The following is a 16,764-nucleotide window of genomic DNA, read 5'->3' as shown; positions in this document are numbered from 1 at the left end:
GGTTCCTGGTCAACCACGGGCGCTCCTCACGGCGTCGGCGGAGCGCTCGACGGCGTCCGCGATCCCCGACGGCCCGGCGGCGAGGATGCTGCGGGACTCGGAGACGATGACGCCCGGAGCGAGGTCACCGTAGATGGATTCGAGGTCGGCGATCGCCGCGCCCTGATGGCCGAAGCCGGGTGCGAGGATCGGGACGACCGATCGGGTCGGCACCGCCGTCATGCCGAACTCCTCCAGACGGAGCGTGGCACCGATGACGGCACCGATCGAACCCGTCGACCCTGGGTGATGTCTCGCGTTCCAGTGGTCGATCTCGCCGAGCATCGACGCTGCGACAGTGAGGCCTGCGCGGTCCTCGGCGAGCTGGACGTCGCGTCCCTCGGGATTCGAGGTCGCCGTCAGCACGAACAATCCCTTGCCCTCGTGTTCGGCGAGCTCGAGTGCCGGCTGGAGCGAGCCGAAACCCAGGTACGGGTTCACGGTGAGCGCGTCGACTTCGAGCGGGGAACCCGGGGTCAGCCAGGCCTCGGCGTACCCCTCCATGCTCGTCCCGATCTCGCCACGCTTGGCATCGCCGATCACGAGGAGTCCGGCGTCGCGTGCCGCGGCGAGGACACCTTCCAGCGCGACGTAGCCCGCCGACCCGAACCGTTCGAAGAACGCCACCTGCGGCTTCACGATGCCGGCCCGGCCCGCCGTCGCCTCGACGACGGCGAGCCCGAAGGCCCCGGCGCCGGCGGCGGTGTCGGGCAGCCCCCATGCCTCGAGCAGGAAGCGGTGCGGATCGATGCCGACGCAGAGCCGGCCCGACCGGACGAAGACCTCGTCCAGTCGGGTTCCGAACGAAGCCGTCACGAGCGTGCAGCCCGATCGAGTGCGTACTCCTGAAGGGACCGGACCTCGAAGCCCCCGCCGAGTGCCTCGAAGGAGCCGACAGCGGCCGTCAACTGCGCGATCGTCGTGAAGAGCGGCTTGTCCGCTGCGACCGCTGCCGCACGGATCTCGTAGCCGTCCGCGCGGGCGGATCGGCCACTCGGCGTGTTGATGACCATGTCGACCTCGTCGCGGTTGATCAGGTCGACGATCGAGTCGTCCTCCCCCGCTGCGGTGGTCTCGCTGTACTTGCGGACCGTCCGCGCGCTGATGCCGTTCCGGTTCAGGACCTCAGCCGTGCCGTCGGTGGCGAGGATGTCGAAGCCGAGCTGCTGCAGGCGGAGCACCGGCAGGATGATCGAGCGCTTGTCGCGGTCGGAGACCGAGACGAACACCGTGCCGCTCGAGGGCAGACCGCCGTAGGCCGCCTCCTGGCTCTTCGCGAAGGCGCGCGGGAAGTCCTTGTCGATGCCCATGACCTCACCGGTGGAGCGCATCTCCGGCCCGAGCACGCTGTCGACGATCTGACCGTCCTTCGTTCGGAACCGCTTGAAAGGCAGCACGGCCTCCTTCACCGACACCGGGGAGTCGATCGGCACGCGCGACCCGTCGACCGGGGGCAGGAGCCCCGAGTCCTTGAGCTCGGCGACCGTGGCGCCCGTCATGATGAGGGACGCGGCCTTCGCCAGCGGGATGCCGAGCGCCTTCGAGACGAACGGCACGGTGCGGGACGCCCGTGGGTTGGCCTCGATGACGTAGAGGATGCCGGCGCCGATGGCGAACTGCACGTTGAGCAGGCCACGGACCCCGATCCCCTGGGCGATCGCGAGCGTTGCGGTACGGACCCGGTCGATCTCGGCACGGCCGAGGGAGACCGGTGGCAGGGTGCAGCTGGAGTCGCCCGAGTGGATCCCGGCCTCCTCGATGTGCTCCATGACACCGCCGATGTAGAGTTCCTCACCGTCGAACAGGGCGTCCACGTCGATCTCGATCGCGTCGTCGAGGAAGTGGTCGACGAGCAGCGGCTGCGCCGGGCCAACGATGCCCTGGTCCTCGATGCGCACGAAGTAGTCCGTCAGCGAAGCGCTGTCGTAGATGATCTCCATGCCGCGACCGCCGAGGACGAAGCTCGGACGCACGAGGACCGGGTAGCCGATCTCCTCGGCGACCCGGAGCGCGCCCTCGATCTCGACCGCGGTGCCGTTCTTCGGTGCGACGAGCCCGGCGGCGTCGAGGATCTGCTGGAACTGTCCGCGCTCCTCGGCGAGGTCGATGGCGGTCGGCGTGGTGCCGAGGATCGGGACTCCGGCGGCTTCAAGCCCCTTCGCGAGGCCGAGTGCCGTCTGGCCGCCCAGCTGGACGACGACCCCGACGAGCTCGCCGGACTCGCTCTCCGCGTGGATGACCTCGAGCACGTCTTCGAGTGTGAGCGGCTCGAAGTACAGGCGGTCGCTCGTGTCGTAGTCCGTGGAGACCGTCTCGGGGTTGCAGTTGATCATGATGGTCTCGAAGCCGGCGGCCTGCAGCGCGAACGAGGCGTGCACACAGGAGTAGTCGAACTCGATGCCCTGACCGATCCGGTTCGGCCCGGAGCCGAGGATGACGACCTTGCGGCGGTCGCTCGCGACCACCTCGGTCTCCGTGTCGTAGCTGGAGTAGTGGTACGGCGTGAGGGCGGGGAACTCCCCGGCGCAGGTGTCGACCGTCTTGTAGACCGGACGCACGCCGAGGATGTGGCGGACCTCGCGCACCTCCTGCTCGCCGAAGCCGCGGAGCTGACCGATCTGCGCGTCGGAGAAGCCGTGGTTCTTGGCGGTCCGAAGCACCTCGGTGTCGAGGCGTTCGGCCGCGGCGATCCAGTCGGCGACGTCGTTGATGAGGACGATCTGATCGATGAACCACGGGTCGATCTTGGTCGCCTCGAAGACCTGCTCGGCGGTCGCACCCTTCCGGAGCGCCTGCTGGACCACGACGATACGGCCGTCGGTGGGCGTCTTCGAGATCTCGAGCAGCTCGTCGGCGCTGCGTGACTCCTCGCCCCAGTGGAAGCTGGAGCCGCGCTTCTCGAGCGAGCGGAGCGCCTTCTGGAGGGCCGTGGCGTAGTTGCGGCCGATGGCCATCGCCTCGCCCACCGACTTCATGGTGGTGGTCAGCGTCGGGTCCGCGGCCGGGAACTTCTCGAACGCGAACCGCGGGACCTTGACGACGACGTAGTCGAGCGTGGGCTCGAAGCTCGCCGGGGTGACCTTGGTGATGTCGTTCGGGATCTCGTCGAGACGGTAACCGATGGCCAGCTTCGCCGCGATCTTCGCGATCGGGAAGCCGGTCGCCTTCGAGGCGAGGGCGCTCGAGCGCGAGACGCGCGGGTTCATCTCGATGACGATGATGCGGCCGTCGGCCGGGTCCACGGCGAACTGGATGTTGCAACCACCGGTGTCGACACCGACCGCGCGGATGATGTCGATGCCGATGTCGCGGAGCTTCTGGTACTCGCGGTCGGTCAGCGTCAGCGCGGGAGCCACCGTGATCGAGTCTCCGGTGTGGACACCGACGGGGTCGACGTTCTCGATCGAGCAGACGACGACGGTGTTGTCCGCCGTGTCGCGCATGAGTTCGAGCTCGTACTCCTTCCAACCGAGGATCGACTCCTCGAGGAGCACCTCGGTGGTCGGGCTCTGGTGGAGGCCGTCGCCGACGATCCGACGGAGCTCAGCCTCGGTGTACGCGAAGCCCGAGCCGAGACCGCCCATGGTGAACGAGGGACGGACGACGAGCGGGTAGCCGAGGTCCTCGGCGTAGCCGACGGCCTCCTCGACCGTGTGGGCGATGTAGGAGCGGGCCACGTCGGCGCCGGCGTCGAGGACGAGCTGCTTGAAGATCTGGCGGTCCTCGCCCTTGTTGATCGCCTCGAAGTTCGCTCCGATGAGCTCGACGTCGTACTTCTCGAGGATCCCGTGCTCGTGGAGCTGGATCGCCGCGTTCAGGGCCGTCTGGCCGCCTAGCGTCGGGAGGATGGCGTCGGGCTTCTCCTTCGCGATGATCGTCTCGATGACCTGCCACGTGATCGGCTCGACGTAGGTCGCGTCGGCGAAGTCGGGGTCGGTCATGATCGTCGCCGGGTTCGAGTTGACGAGGATGACGCGGACGCCCTCCTCTCGCAGGACTCGGCAGGCCTGGGTGCCCGAGTAGTCGAACTCCGCGGCCTGCCCGATGACGATCGGCCCGGAGCCGATGACGAGGACGCTGTTGATGTCGTCGCGCTTGGGCACTAGTTGTTCTCCTTGGTGCTGGAAGTGGTGGCGTGGCCGGTCACGAGATCGCGGAACCGGTCGAACAGGTAGACCGCGTCGTGCGGACCGGAGGCGGACTCCGGGTGGTACTGGACCGAGAAGGCGGGGATGTCGATGCAGTTGATGCCCTCGACGACCTCATCGTTCAGGCTGTAGTGGCTGACCTCGGCGAGCCCGAACCCGGCAGGCGTCTCGTGACGGCCCTCGATGGGCAGGTCGACCGCGAACCCGTGGTTCTGCGAGGTGATCTCCACCCGGCCGGTCGCCTTGTCGAGGACCGGCTGGTTGATCCCACGGTGGCCGAAGGGCAGCTTGTAGGTGTCGAAGCCGAGCGCCCGGCCCAGCAGCTGGTTGCCGAAGCAGATCCCGAAGTACGGCACGCCTGCCCGGAGCACGTCCTGCAGGAGCGCGACGTGCGCGTCGCTGGCGGCTGGGTCGCCGGGGCCGTTCGAGAAGAACAGGGCGGAGGGCTCGAGCGCGAGGACCTCGGCCGAGGTCACCGACTGCGGCAGCACCACGACGTCGAAGCCGCGGGCGGCGAGGTGGTTGAGCGTGGAGGTCTTGACGCCGAGGTCGAGGACCGCGACGGAACCGACACGCTCGCCCACCGCCTCGACGGTGTACTGCTCGGTGGTGGAGACCTGACCGGACAGGTTGAGACCGGCCATCTGTGCACCGGCGCGGACGAGACTGAGCTGCTCGGCGCCGGAGAGCTCGAAGTCCTCCCCCGAGAACACGCCGCCGCGCATGGAGCCGGCGGACCGGATGTGTCGGGTCACCGCACGGGTGTCGATGCCGCTGATGCCCACGACACCGTCCTGGACGAGTTCGTCGTCGAGCGAGCGGTCCGCGCGGAAGTTGGAGACGACGCGGGAGGCGTCGCGCACCACGTACCCGGCGACCCAGACGCGGGCGGACTCCATGTCCTCGCGGTTGACGCCGGTGTTGCCGATGTGCGGCGCCGTCATGAGGACGATCTGGCCGGCGTAGGACGGGTCGGTCAGGGTCTCCTGGTAGCCGGTCATGCCGGTGGCGAAGACGACCTCGCCGAGCGTGCGGCCGGTGGCACCGTAGGCGTGCCCGACGTAGCGGTTGCCGTCCTCGAGGACGAGTACCGCTGGACTGGGTGGGGTGAAGGAGGTCATGGTCGAGCCCTCTCGTGAGGCGGTGGGGTGCGGTCGTCGGTCGAGGAGGCCTCGCCGACGGTGTCTGGAGTGCCGGTCGGCCGGAGTCCGGCGTCCGCGGCGGGGATGATGCTCGTGACGGCGTCGATGATGCGGGCGCGGTCGGCCTGCTCGAGGACGCGGAAGGTGCTGTCGGCGATCACCGACGGGACGGGGCGCCAGCTCAGACGGAGGAGCCCGCCCGGCTCGACGACCCGGTCGATCGTGAGGTTGGTCTGGTCGATCCCGACGATGCTCGTCGCCGGGATGAAGGTCGGCCGCTCCCCGGGGACGTCGACGACGACACCGGCTGCTCCGAGCTCGAGCGTCACCCGCGAGCGATAGCGCAGACCTTCGAGGGCCAGGCGCTCCAGCGGCTGGTCGTGCTTCGACGTCGCGACGTAGAGGACCTCGACCGTCAGGGACGGGACGGGACGGGGGTCGGGGAGCTCGGGGAGCGGTCCGATCCGGGCGTCGCGCGAGACCCGACGCCGCCAGGCGAGCGCCATGAGGGCGAGGACGCCGAGGAGGAAGACGGCGACGAGGAGCGCGGCGAGGATGCGTCCGTCCATCAGTGCTCGACCTCGGCGGCGCGCGCGGCGCGTCGTGCGGCGGCCGCGACCTGCTCCGACGGCAGCACGGCGCCCTCCAGGACGGTCGCGTAGCCCCGGTGGAAGGTCGCGATGACCCGGCCGGGCAGCTCCAGGCCGAGGTAGGGAGAGTTCACGCCCTTGCCGGCGAGGTCGACCGTGCCGAACGGCCGGCTGGCCGCGGTGTCGTACAGTACGAGTTCCGCGGGCGCGCCCACCTCGAGCGGGGACCCCTGACCGGTGATCCGCCCGATCCTCGCGGGCGTCGCCGACAGCACCCGCGCGACGTCGTTCCAGTCGAGCAGCCCGGTCGCCACCATCGACGCGTGCACGACGGAGAGGGCGGACTCCAGCCCCACCATGCCGTTCGCCGCGGCGTCCCACTCGCAGTCCTTCGCTTCCACCGGATGGGGTGCGTGGTCCGTCGCGACGATGTCGATCGTGCCGTCCGCGAGGGCCTCGCGCAGCGCGTGGACGTCCTCAGCCCGACGCAGCGGCGGGTTCACCTTGTACCGGGCGTCGTAGCTCGCCACGGACTCCTCGGTGAGCAGCAGGTGGTGCGGAGTGACTTCGGCGGTGACCGGGATGCCGCGGGCCTTGGCCCATCGGATGACGTCGACGGAGCCGGCCGTCGAGACGTGACAGATGTGCAGGCGGGAACCCACGTGCTCGGCGAGGAGCACATCCCGCGCGATGATCGACTCCTCGGCGACCGCCGGCCAGCCCGTGAGACCGAGTTCACCCGAGAGGGCGCCCTCGTTCATCTGTGCGCCGACAGTGAGCCGCGGTTCCTGCGCATGCTGCGCGATGACGCCGTCGAAGGCCTTCACGTACTCCAGCGCACGACGCATGAGCAGCGGGTCGGAGACACACAGTCCGTCGTCCGAGAAGACGCGGACCTTGGCACGCGAGGACGCCATCGCGCCGAGTTCGGCGAGCCGCTCCCCCGCGAGTCCGACCGTCACAGCGCCGATCGGCTGCACGGTGGCGTAGCCGGCGCGTTCACCGAGCGACTGCTCCTGCTCGACGACCCCGGCCGTGTCGGCGACCGGCGAGGTGTTGGCCATCGCGAACACCGCGGTGAAGCCACCGGCCGCCGCGGCACGCGTCCCGGTGAGCACCGTCTCGCTCTGCTCGAAGCCGGGCTCGCGGAGATGCGTGTGGAGGTCGACGAGTCCCGGCAGGGCCAGCAGGCCGTCCGCGTCGACGACGGTGGCTCCCGAGGCGCTCAGGCCGGAGCCGAGTTCCGCGATCCGTCCCTCCCGGAGGAGGAGGTCGGTGCGTGATCCGTCGGCGAGGGTCGCTCCGGTGATCAGCGTGACGTCGGGGTTCGATACGGGCTCAGACACGGGTGGATTCCTCTCGATCGCCGGACAGCAGCAGGTACAGCGCGGCCATCCGGACCGACACCCCGTTGGCGACCTGTTCGAGGACGGTCGACTGGGGCGAGTCGGCTGCCCCGGACGAGATCTCCAGTCCGCGGTTCATCGGTCCGGGGTGCATGACAATGCTAGCCGGGTCGAGCCGCGCGAGCCGTTCGTCGTCGAGCCCCCAGCGTCTGGAATACTCCCGGCTGTTCGGGAAAAAGGCGGCCTGCATGCGTTCGGACTGGATCCGGAGCATCATCAGGACGTCGGGACGCTGGGCGATGGCGTCGTCCAGGTCGTAGCGGACGGTCGCCGGCCACGGGCCGAGGTCCACCGGGAGCAGTGTCGGCGGGGCGACGAGGGTGACCTCGGCGCCGAGGGTGTCCAGCAACCAGACGTTCGAGCGGGCGACCCGCGAGTGGAGGATGTCGCCGACGATCGTCACCGCGACGCCGTCGAGCGCACGGCCGCGTGACCCGCCACCGTGGATGCGCTTGCGCATCGTGAACGCGTCCAGCAGGGCCTGCGTCGGGTGCTCGTGCGTCCCGTCTCCCGCGTTGAGGATGCCGGCGTCGATCCACCCGCTGTCCGCGAGGGTCTGCGGAGCCCCTGAGGCGGAGTGCCGGATCACGACGGCGTCGGCGTGCATGGCGGCGAGGGTCTGCGCGGTGTCCTTGAGGCTCTCGCCCTTCGAGACGCTCGATCCCTTGGCGCTGAAGGTGATCACATCGGCCGACAACCGCTTCGCAGCCGCCTCGAAGGAGATCCTCGTGCGGGTCGAATCCTCGAAGAACAGGTTGACGACCGTCTTGCCGCGGAGGGTCGGCAGCTTCTTGACCTCGCGCGACTGCGTGTCGGCCATGTCCTCGGCGACGTCGAGGATCTCGATCGCCTCGTCGCGCGTCAGCGTCTTCGTCGACAGCAGGTGCCTCACTCGCCACTCCCCTCGATCGTGACCGCGTCGGCCCCGTCGAATTCGGTGAGCCTGACGTAGATGCGCTCCGCCTGCGACGACGGCAGGTTCTTGCCGACGAAGTCGGGTCGGATCGGGAGCTCGCGGTGGCCGCGGTCGACGAGGGCGGCGAGCCGCACGACGCGCGGGCGGCCGAGATCCGTCAGGGCGTCCAGAGCGGCGCGGATCGTGCGCCCCGAGTACAAGACGTCGTCGACGAGGACGACCGTGCGGCCGTCGATGCCCTCCGGTGGGAGCGTCGTCGGCTGTGGTGCACGGGTCGGGTGCTTCGCCAGGTCGTCGCGGTACATCGTGACGTCGAGGGCACCAGACCGGATGGTCGCGCCGGAGATGGCGGAGATCGAGGCGGCGATCCGTGTCGCGAGGATGACCCCGCGGGTGGGGATGCCGAGGATGACGAGGTCGTCAGCTCCGCGGTTGGACTCGAGGATCTCGTGGGAGATCCGAGTCAACGCCCGCGTGATGTCAGCTTCGTGCAGCACGGTACGTGCGCTCATCGCCGACTCCCTTCTCCGCCTCTCTGGACGGTCTTAAAGGTTGTCTTGGTCAACACCCGAGCCTAGCAGCCGGATCAGGCCTCGTAGAGCTCCAACGGGAGACCGTCGGGATCGAAGAAGAACAGCATCTTCCGGGAGGTGTGCGGGTCGATCCGGACGTCTTCGACCCGGACGCCCAGTTCGACCAGACGGGCGTGGCCGGCGTCGACGTCGTCGACCGCGAACGCCAGGTGCCTGAGACCGAGCGCTTCGGGCCCCGATGCGCGCGCCGGCGGGTCCGGGAAGGAGAACAGCTCGATGAGGTACTCGCCGTTCAGGGCGAGGTCGCCCATCCAGGAGTCGCGCTCCGCGCGGTACACCTCGGTGATCAGCTCGCAGCCGAGCACCGAGGTGTAGAAGCGCTTCGACCGCTCGTAGTCGCTGGCGATGATCGCGATGTGATGCACGCGCTTCAGCGGCAGGGCCGGGCCGGTCTCGTCGCCCATGGTCATCGCGGGTTGATCTGCGAGATCTTGCCGAGGAGCCCGTTGATGAACCCCGCCGAGTCGTCGGTCGACAGCGTCTTGGCCGCCTCGACCGCCTCGTCGATGGCGACGCCGTGCGGCACCTCGTCGTTGAACAGGATCTCCCAGATGGCGATCCGGAGGATGGCGCGGTCGACCGTCGGCATCCGCGCGAGGGTCCAACCCTGGGCGTACGTCTCGATCTGCTCGTCGATCTCCTCGGCGTGGTCGCCGACGCCGTCGACGATCTCACGGGCGTACAGCCAGGAGGCCTGGCGGTCGGGTTCGCTGACCGCACGTGCTGCCTCAGCCGAGAGGACCTCGGCGAGGGTCTGCTGACGGACGTCGGCCTGGTACAGCAGATCGAGGGCGCGTTTCCGCGCCTTGGTCCGAGCGCTCACTCGTTGACGCGACCGAGGTAGTCACCGGTGCGGGTGTCGACCTTGACCTTGGTGCCGGTCTCGAGGAAGAGCGGGACCTGGATCTCGTAGCCGGTCTCGACGGTCGCCGGCTTCGTGCCACCGGTCGAGCGGTCGCCCTGGAGGCCGGGCTCCGTGTAGGTGACCTCGAGGATGACCGAGGCGGGGAGCTCGACGTACAGCGGGTTGCCGTTGTTCAGGGCGACCGTGACGTCCTGGTTCTCCAGGAGGAAGTTCTTGGTGTCGCCCACGACGACGGCCGGGATCGTGATCTGGTCGTAGTCGCTCTTGTCCATGAACACGAAGGAGTCGCCGTCCGCGTACAGGTAGGTGAAGTCGCGGCGGTCGACGTTCTCGACGTCGATCTTCGTGCCCGCGTTGTACGTCTTGTCGACGACCTTGCCGGTCATGATGTTCTTCATCTTGGTGCGGACGAACGCGCCACCCTTGCCCGGCTTGACGTGCTGGAACTCGATCACCGTCCAGAGCTGCCCGTCGATGTTCAGGACGATGCCGTTCTTGATGTCAGCGGTAGAAGCCATGCGCGAGAATGTCCGTTCGTGGAAAGTGTGCGGCCGGATACGACCCAACGAACGAGTGTAACCGCTGGGAGGACCGCTGACCAACGCGGCCGTGGCGTTCCGGGTCGTGTCGGTCGTCAGGCGGTGGTCCGCCGCACGACGAGGTCGAGTGCGAGACGGTAGGAGTCGAAACCGAATCCGGCGATGACCCCGGTCGCGACCGCCGAGATGACGCTCGTGTGTCGGAACGTCTCCCGGGTGTGCGGATTCGACAGGTGCACCTCGACGAGGATGAGACCCGCTTTGGTGACCATGGCCGCGGCATCCCGGAGGCCGTAGCTGTAATGCGTGAACGCTGCGGGATTCAGGATCACGGGTGTCCGTGAATCCACAGCCTCGTGGAGCCAGCCGATGAGTTCGCCCTCGTCGTCCGTCTGGCGGAGGTCGATCCGTGTCCCGGTACCCGCCTCTCCCTCGAGCAGCGTGCGCAGTGCATCGAGGTCGGCCGAGCCGTAGACGTCGGGTTCGCGGCTGCCGAGGCGTCCGAGGTTCGGTCCGTTGAGGACGAGCACGGTGGTCATGTGTCGAGGGTATCCGTTCCGGACGAGCGCTCGCGGCGCGCGTTGGCGTCGATCAGGAGCCGATCTCCTGGTAGGCGGCGAACAGCAGCGAGGTCTCGGGGCCCTGCAGGACGGTCGGCTTGGCCAGGTCGTCGAGCACGATGAACCGCAACATCGACCCACGGGTCTTCTTGTCGCGCTGCATGGTGGCGAGGAGGGTGTTCCAGCGACCGACGGGATATGCGGTCGGCAGGCTGAGCGACTCCAGGACACGGCGGTGGCGGTCGACGACCTCGTCAGACAACCGACCCGCGAGACGGGACAGCTCCGCGACGTACATCATGCCGATGGCGACGGCGGCGCCGTGCCGCCACTGGTAGCGCTCGGCGTGCTCGATCGCGTGACCCAGGGTGTGGCCGTAGTTGAGGATCTCGCGGAGCCCCTGTTCGGTGAAGTCCTCGCTGACGACGTCGGCCTTCATCCGGATGGCGAGCTCGATGCATCGGCGGAAGGCCGGGGTCGTCGGATCGGTGGCCGCGTCGACGTCCGCCTCGATGAGGTCGAGGATCTCGGGGTAGCGGATGAACCCGGCCTTCGCGACCTCCGCGAAGCCCGCGAGGATCTCGTTCTTCGGCAGTGTGTCGAGGGTGTCGAGGTCCGCGATCACGGCAGCGGGTGCGTAGAAGGCGCCGACGAGGTTCTTGCCCTCGGCGGTGTTGATGCCCGTCTTCCCGCCGACCGCCGCATCGACCATGCCGAGGACCGTCGTCGGGAGCTGCACGAGTCGGACGCCGCGCAGCCAGGTGGCCGCCACGAAGCCGGCGAGGTCGGTGACCGCGCCACCGCCGAAACCGATGACCGCGTCGGATCGCGTGAAATCGGCCTGCCCGAGCACGCCCCAACAGAACGCGGCGACCTCGACGCGCTTGCCGGCTTCGGCGTCGGGCACCTCGGCAAGGAGCACCTGGTAGCGGTCGCTGAGGGACTCGCGCAGCTTCGAGGCCTTCTCCCCCAGTGTCGACGGGTGCACGATGAGGACCCGCTGCACGCCCGTGCCCAGTGCGTCGACGATCGTGTCCTCGAGCCCGCGACCGATCGTGATCGAGTACGGTGCGGAGCCCGTGACCTCGATGACGGTGCGCTCGGGCGAGGTGGTCGGTTCGGTGCTCATGCAGGCTCCTTCACCCAGGCGACGAGCTCGTCGACGATGCCTGAGATGGGTCGGTGCGAGGTGTCGAAGGTGACATCCGCGAGTCGTTCGTAGAGGGGGCGGCGTGCTGCGGCGATGCGTGACCAGGCACCGGGATCGTCGCGGAGGAGCGGCCGTTTGTCGAGGTTGGCCCGTGCCAGCACGGCCTGCTCGGTCACGGTGAGCAGCACGACCCGAGCATCGGAGAGCTCACGCTGTGTGTCCTCGTCGAGGACTGCTCCTCCGCCGAGTGACACGATCGCCGGCTGTGCGAGCGCCGCCGCGACCGCCTCGCGCTCGAGGGCACGGAAGTGCGCTTCACCGTGCTGCTCGAACATCCGTGCAATGGGGCCGTGCTCGCCGGAGACGACGTTGTCGGTGTCGACGAACGGGAGCCCGAGGCGTTTCGCGAGCTGCTTGCCGACGCGGCTCTTCCCCGAGCCCATCGGTCCGATCAGGACGACCGGGAGCCGGAGCCCGTCGGCCTGATCAGGCATCGGCGCCGGAGGCGTGATCGCCTCGCGTGCGCAGGTTCGACGGGATCGCCGCGAGGTATCCGTCGAGGTTGCGCTTCGTCTCGGTGACCGAGTCGCCGCCGAACTTCTCCAGCACCGCCTCGGCGAGGACGAGGGCGACCATGGCCTCGGCCACGACGCCCGAGGCTGGCACCGCACAGACGTCGGACCGCTGGTGGTGGGCGGTCGCGGCCTCGCTCGTCGCGACGTCGACCGTCCGGAGCGAGCGCGGGACCGTCGCGATGGGCTTCATACCGGCGCGGACACGGAGGACCGTGCCCGTCGTCATGCCGCCCTCGGTGCCACCGGCGCGATCGCTCTGACGCGCGATGCCGTCGGCCTCCTGGACGAGTTCGTCGTGTGCCGCCGAGCCACGGCGTGTCGTGGTGAGGAAGCCGTCGCCGACCTCGACGCCCTTGATGGCCTGGATGCCCATGAGCGCGGCCGCGAGCCGGGCGTCGAGCCGACGATCCCAGTGCACGTACGAGCCGAGGCCCGGCGGGAGACCGTAGGCCAGGACCTCGACGATGCCACCGAGGGTGTCGCCGTCCTTCTTGGCCGCGTCGACCTCGGCGACCATCCGCTCGGACGTGGCGGCGTCGAAGCAGCGCAGCGGATCGGCGTCGAGTGCGTCGACGTCGGACGGGAGCGGGAGCCGGGCGTCCTCCGGCACGCGGACGGGGCCGATCGACAGGGTGTGGCTGACAAGCCTGATCCCGAGTTCCGCGAGGAAGGACCGCGCGACGGCGCCGAGGGCGACGCGAGCGGCGGTCTCCCGAGCGCTCGCGCGCTCGAGGACGGGGCGGGCCTCGTCGAAGCCGTACTTCTGCATGCCGGTGAGATCGGCGTGACCGGGGCGAGGACGGGTGAGCGCTGCGCTGCGACCGCGGGACTTCTCGGAGACCTCGGTCGGCTCGGGGCTCATCACCTCTTCCCACTTCGGCCACTCGGTGTTGCCGACGCGGATCGCGACCGGGCTGCCCATCGAGAAGCCGTGTCGGACGCCACCCGAGAGGTGCAGCTCGTCCGCCTCGAACTTCATGCGGGAGCCGCGGCCGTAGCCGAGCTTGCGGCGGGCGAGGTCGGCACGGATGCCGTCCATGGAGATGGGGACGCCGGACGGGAGTCCCTCGAGGACGGCGATGAGTTCCGGGCCGTGAGACTCTCCGGCAGTGAGCCAACGAAGCATGGACCTATCCTTCCACAGAGCCGGGACCCGCCGGTGCGCGGCGAACCGGACGCCGGCCGATCGTGGCCCGTTCGGTCATCTCTGAGGGTGAGATCCGTCGACCGGTGTCCCCGTCGCGTCCAGGTCGACGGCTGCGAGCATGGCGCCGAGGACCGCCGGCTCCTCGTCGAGCGGGACCGAGGGATCGCCGTGCACGAAGATCCGCACCTGCAGCAGTGCCTGATGGACGAGCATCGACAAGCCGCTGAGGACGGACCCTCCGGCCGCCGACCAGGCCGTCGCGAGCGCACTGGGCCAGGGATCGTACGCGACGTCGAGCAGCAGTCCGCCGGGTGCCAGGGTCAGCACGGGACCCGGTTCGGTGAGCGCGCCGCCAGGGAGCGTGCTGATGACGAGCGGCGCATCGGGCACTCGGCCGTCGATCGGTCCTGAACCGAATCGCAGCCCCAGGTGCTCGGCCAGCGTCTGGAGCGGCTGCGCCTGCGCCGGCGTGCGGAGTGCCACGTGCACCTCCTGCGCGCCGAGCTCGGCCACCGCCATGATCGCGGAGGCTGCCGTCGCTCCCCCGCCGAGCACGACGGCGCCCGTGACCACGTCGACACCCGCCGCGCCGATCGCCCGCACGATCCCGCCGACGTCGGTGTTGAAGCCCTCCACCCGTCGAGCGCCGTCCGCGGTGTACCCGATGCGAACGGTGTTGACGGCCCCCGTCTCGTGGGCTGCACGGTCGGCGTGGTCGACGAGTTCGAGCGCGCGATGCTTCAACGGCATGGTCAGGGAGAGGCCGCGCCACGCCGGACCGAGGTCGTCCAAGAAGGCGTCGAGCCGGGCGGCGTCGAGCTCGTGCCGACCGTAGCTCCAGTCCAGGCCGAGCACCCGGTAGGCGGCCGTGTGCAGGGCCGGTGACTTGGAGTGCTCGATCGGCGACCCGAGCACGGCCAGGCGTGTTCGGACTGCAGGTCCGTCAGCCGGTTCCGTTCCCCGCATGGTGTCCTGCACGGCTACTGGTACTCGGGGTGTTCGTCCATCCAGGACAACCACTTGTCGACCGCTGCCTCGTGCTCCTCCTGGGTAGTCGAGAAGATGGTCTCGCCGGAGTCGAGGTTCCAGGTGACGAAGTAGAGCCAGGGACCCTCCGCCGGGTGCAACGCCGCGTCGATCGCCAGGTCGCCCGGGTTGGAGATCGGTCGGACGACCATCCCCGGGTGGACGTAGGTGTTGTAGGGGTTCGAGGCGTCCTCGCGCTCGGCGTCCGTGGTCGAGACGCGGTGCGTGTTCCCCGTGCCGTAGGCCACCGTCGCGTCGGACTGCAACAGGCCGCTCTCCCACTGGGACGGGTCGAGACGGTTGAGGAAGACCCGCGAGACCTTGTAGTAGTCGTCGCGGAGGCCGGCCTCCTTCTGGATGAGCGAGGCGAGGACGATCGTCTTCCAGCGGTCCTCCGGCTTCACGCCGGCGTCGTCGAGGGCCTGGAACGACCGGTTCACAAGGGTCTGCAGGACCGCGTGCGCATCGCCGCCGTCCGGGAGGCTGTACGTGGCCGGGAACAGGAAGCCCTCGAGGGAGGTCGCCTCGGCGGGCAGGCCGAACGACGCGACGTCGGCGGCCGCGGCCTGCAGCTCCTCCAGTGGGATGCCGGTCCCCTCGGCGATGGACGGCAGGGCGTCCTGCTCGGCGGTCCCCTCGGGGATCACGAAGGTGTCCTCCATACGGTTCGCTTCATCGGTCAGCGCCGCGAGGGCGGTTTCGGCGCTCATCTTGAGCTTCAGCTTGTACGCCCCGGGGAAGAACTCCGGCTGGGTCGGCTGCGCGAGGAGGAGGTCGTAGAAGGCGTCGAACGACTTCGTGACACCAGCGTCGTGCAGGTTCGTCGCGATGTCCTCTCCGATGTCGCCCTCATTGATCATCACGACGACCTCGCCGCTCCCGGCGCCTTCGAAGTCGTTGGGCTCCTCCCAACCGAGCACCTTCCGGATCTGCGGCTCGTAGCTCGTCCAGACGACCGCGGCGCAGGCCGCGAGACCGCCGACGACGACGATCGACACGATGAGGGCGATGAGTCCGCGACGGCCGCGGCGCCGCTTGGGCGGCTCGCCGCCGGCGAGCGAGCGGCGTCGCCCTCGGTGGATGGGCTGCGCTCCGGCCTCGTCGGCGGAGTCGTCCTCGGCGAGCAGGTCCTCGAACGCGGGGATGGTGGTCGTCCTGGCCGGCTTTGGCGACGGCTCTTCGATGAGCGAACGGGGCTCGGATGATTCGGCGTCGACCGATTCCGGGCCGGCGGCGGTCGAGGTGGGCGACGACGCGGCGGCCGGCGAGGCGTCGGACGATTCGGACGGCACTCGATCGAGCGGCGTGGTGGCCGCCGTCGCGGAGGGGGCCGTGGGGCCTGGGTTCGCAGCGGAGGCGCTCTGGTTCGCTCCGCCCGGTGCCTCTGCGGCCTCGCGGCCCGCAGCCTCGGTGAGGTCACCCTGGTCGGCCGGCGCCGATGAGGCGGCAGCCGCTTCGCGTCGCTGGCGGGCCTCTCGACGGGACAACGGTGCCGGCTGCTCGGGGCCCGCGGCGTTCCGCTCGGACGTGAAAAGGTCCGCCAGCGGGTCGTCTTCTGGGCTGTTCTGAGGTGTCAGATTCGACACAGGCACGTCCTGTTCACGGGTCGACGGGGGTTCCGGGGGGACGCCCCGAACCGCGTTCGGCGTCGAGGGCGTACTGCAAGAGTATGACGGCCGCCACTTGATCGACAATCGAACGCGTCTGCTTCTGCCGTTTCCCAGCCGAGCGCAAGGCGCTGTGCGCGGTCACCGTCGTCAACCGCTCGTCGACCAATCGGCCTGGGACTCCCGTCAGGGCCACCAGTCTCGCCGCGAACTCCCGGGCGTCCTGCGTGGACGCGGTGTCCTTGCCCGACAGTGCGATGGGAAGCCCGACGACCAGCTCGACCGCGCCGAGCTCCGTCGCGATCGCAGCGATCGCCCTGAGGTCGGCGTCGCCTCCGAGGTCGCGCTGAACCGTCTCCACGGGGGTGGCGAGCAGACCGTCGGGGTCGCTCCGCGCGACCCCGACCCGCGCCTTCCCGACGTCGACGCCGAGGCGGACGCCCCGGCGGAACGCCTCCACG

At 69.4% G+C, this 16,764-nt stretch carries 16 protein-coding genes and 1 pseudogene; all 17 read right to left on the bottom strand.

The genetic code is table 11. The annotated features are described in order from the left end of the window. Nucleotides 1-9: 9 nt before the first annotated feature. The 17 genes and pseudogenes from pyrF to ruvX all read right to left on the bottom strand — a co-directional run bounded on the left by pyrF (nt 10) and on the right by ruvX (nt 16,763). Entirely contained in the window at nt 10-855 is an 846-nt protein-coding gene (gene pyrF / locus QRN26_RS17800) for an orotidine-5'-phosphate decarboxylase (RefSeq protein WP_285037757.1), read from the bottom strand. Beyond that, on the bottom strand, nt 852-4,142 hold the full coding sequence (gene carB, locus QRN26_RS17795; protein WP_056005762.1) for a carbamoyl-phosphate synthase large subunit: 3,291 nt from the start codon (nt 4,140-4,142) through the stop codon (nt 852-854). Before carB ends, pyrF begins: the two co-directional genes overlap by 4 nt. Next, the gene (gene carA, locus QRN26_RS17790; protein WP_056005767.1) at nt 4,142-5,308 is read right to left on the bottom strand and encodes a glutamine-hydrolyzing carbamoyl-phosphate synthase small subunit; all 1,167 of its coding nucleotides are present in this window, start codon (nt 5,306-5,308) and stop codon (nt 4,142-4,144) included. The genes carB and carA overlap by 1 nt, the downstream gene beginning before the upstream one ends. Then, complete coding sequence (locus QRN26_RS17785) at nt 5,305-5,898, bottom strand: PH-like domain-containing protein (RefSeq protein WP_056005770.1); 594 nt, start codon at nt 5,896-5,898, stop codon at nt 5,305-5,307. The genes carA and QRN26_RS17785 overlap by 4 nt, the downstream gene beginning before the upstream one ends. Continuing rightward, entirely contained in the window at nt 5,898-7,265 is a 1,368-nt protein-coding gene (locus QRN26_RS17780) for a dihydroorotase (protein ID WP_285037754.1), read from the bottom strand. Before QRN26_RS17780 ends, QRN26_RS17785 begins: the two co-directional genes overlap by 1 nt. Next, complete coding sequence (locus QRN26_RS17775; protein ID WP_056005773.1) at nt 7,258-8,217, bottom strand: aspartate carbamoyltransferase catalytic subunit; 960 nt, start codon at nt 8,215-8,217, stop codon at nt 7,258-7,260. The genes QRN26_RS17780 and QRN26_RS17775 overlap by 8 nt, the downstream gene beginning before the upstream one ends. Continuing rightward, nucleotides 8,214-8,759: pseudogene (gene pyrR / locus QRN26_RS17770) on the bottom strand (bifunctional pyr operon transcriptional regulator/uracil phosphoribosyltransferase PyrR); the annotation flags it as partial. The gene QRN26_RS17775 and the pseudogene pyrR, both read right to left, overlap by 4 nt. A gap of 68 nt (nt 8,760-8,827) precedes the next feature. Further along, nucleotides 8,828-9,244, bottom strand: a complete 417-nt coding sequence (locus QRN26_RS17765) for a VOC family protein (protein ID WP_235522536.1) — start codon at nt 9,242-9,244, stop codon at nt 8,828-8,830. Next, nucleotides 9,241-9,657 carry a transcription antitermination factor NusB gene (gene nusB, locus QRN26_RS17760; protein ID WP_056005782.1) on the bottom strand — a complete coding sequence of 139 codons (417 nt, stop codon included), beginning with the start codon at nt 9,655-9,657 and terminating at the stop codon, nt 9,241-9,243. Before nusB ends, QRN26_RS17765 begins: the two co-directional genes overlap by 4 nt. Beyond that, nucleotides 9,654-10,217 carry an elongation factor P gene (gene efp / locus QRN26_RS17755; RefSeq protein WP_056005785.1) on the bottom strand — a complete coding sequence of 188 codons (564 nt, stop codon included), beginning with the start codon at nt 10,215-10,217 and terminating at the stop codon, nt 9,654-9,656. Before efp ends, nusB begins: the two co-directional genes overlap by 4 nt. 116 nt (nt 10,218-10,333) lie before the next feature. After that, complete coding sequence (locus QRN26_RS17750; protein ID WP_285037752.1) at nt 10,334-10,777, bottom strand: type II 3-dehydroquinate dehydratase; 444 nt, start codon at nt 10,775-10,777, stop codon at nt 10,334-10,336. Nucleotides 10,778-10,829: 52 nt separating this feature from the next. Then, nucleotides 10,830-11,927, bottom strand: a complete 1,098-nt coding sequence (aroB, locus tag QRN26_RS17745) for a 3-dehydroquinate synthase (RefSeq protein ID WP_056005790.1) — start codon at nt 11,925-11,927, stop codon at nt 10,830-10,832. Then, nucleotides 11,924-12,442 carry a shikimate kinase gene (locus tag QRN26_RS17740; RefSeq protein ID WP_056005793.1) on the bottom strand — a complete coding sequence of 173 codons (519 nt, stop codon included), beginning with the start codon at nt 12,440-12,442 and terminating at the stop codon, nt 11,924-11,926. Before QRN26_RS17740 ends, aroB begins: the two co-directional genes overlap by 4 nt. Next, nucleotides 12,435-13,649, bottom strand: coding sequence for a chorismate synthase (gene aroC, locus QRN26_RS17735; RefSeq protein WP_285037751.1), 1,215 nt, complete (start codon nt 13,647-13,649; stop codon nt 12,435-12,437). The genes QRN26_RS17740 and aroC overlap by 8 nt, the downstream gene beginning before the upstream one ends. 75 nt (nt 13,650-13,724) lie before the next feature. After that, complete coding sequence (locus QRN26_RS17730) at nt 13,725-14,585, bottom strand: shikimate dehydrogenase (RefSeq protein WP_235522537.1); 861 nt, start codon at nt 14,583-14,585, stop codon at nt 13,725-13,727. A 65-nt stretch (nt 14,586-14,650) separates the two neighbouring features. After that, the gene (mltG, locus tag QRN26_RS17725; RefSeq protein WP_285037750.1) at nt 14,651-16,183 is read right to left on the bottom strand and encodes an endolytic transglycosylase MltG; all 1,533 of its coding nucleotides are present in this window, start codon (nt 16,181-16,183) and stop codon (nt 14,651-14,653) included. A 112-nt stretch (nt 16,184-16,295) separates the two neighbouring features. Continuing rightward, nucleotides 16,296-16,763 carry a Holliday junction resolvase RuvX gene (ruvX, locus tag QRN26_RS17720; protein WP_157580136.1) on the bottom strand — a complete coding sequence of 156 codons (468 nt, stop codon included), beginning with the start codon at nt 16,761-16,763 and terminating at the stop codon, nt 16,296-16,298. Between the last annotated feature and the right edge of the window lies 1 nt (nt 16,764).

Origin of the sequence: Plantibacter sp. ME-Dv--P-095 (genome assembly GCF_030209365.1) — a bacterium.
Taxonomy (GTDB): domain Bacteria; phylum Actinomycetota; class Actinomycetes; order Actinomycetales; family Microbacteriaceae; genus Plantibacter.
The sequence above is the reverse complement of the archived record's forward strand: the minus strand, read 5'-3'. Positions and strand labels throughout refer to the sequence as shown.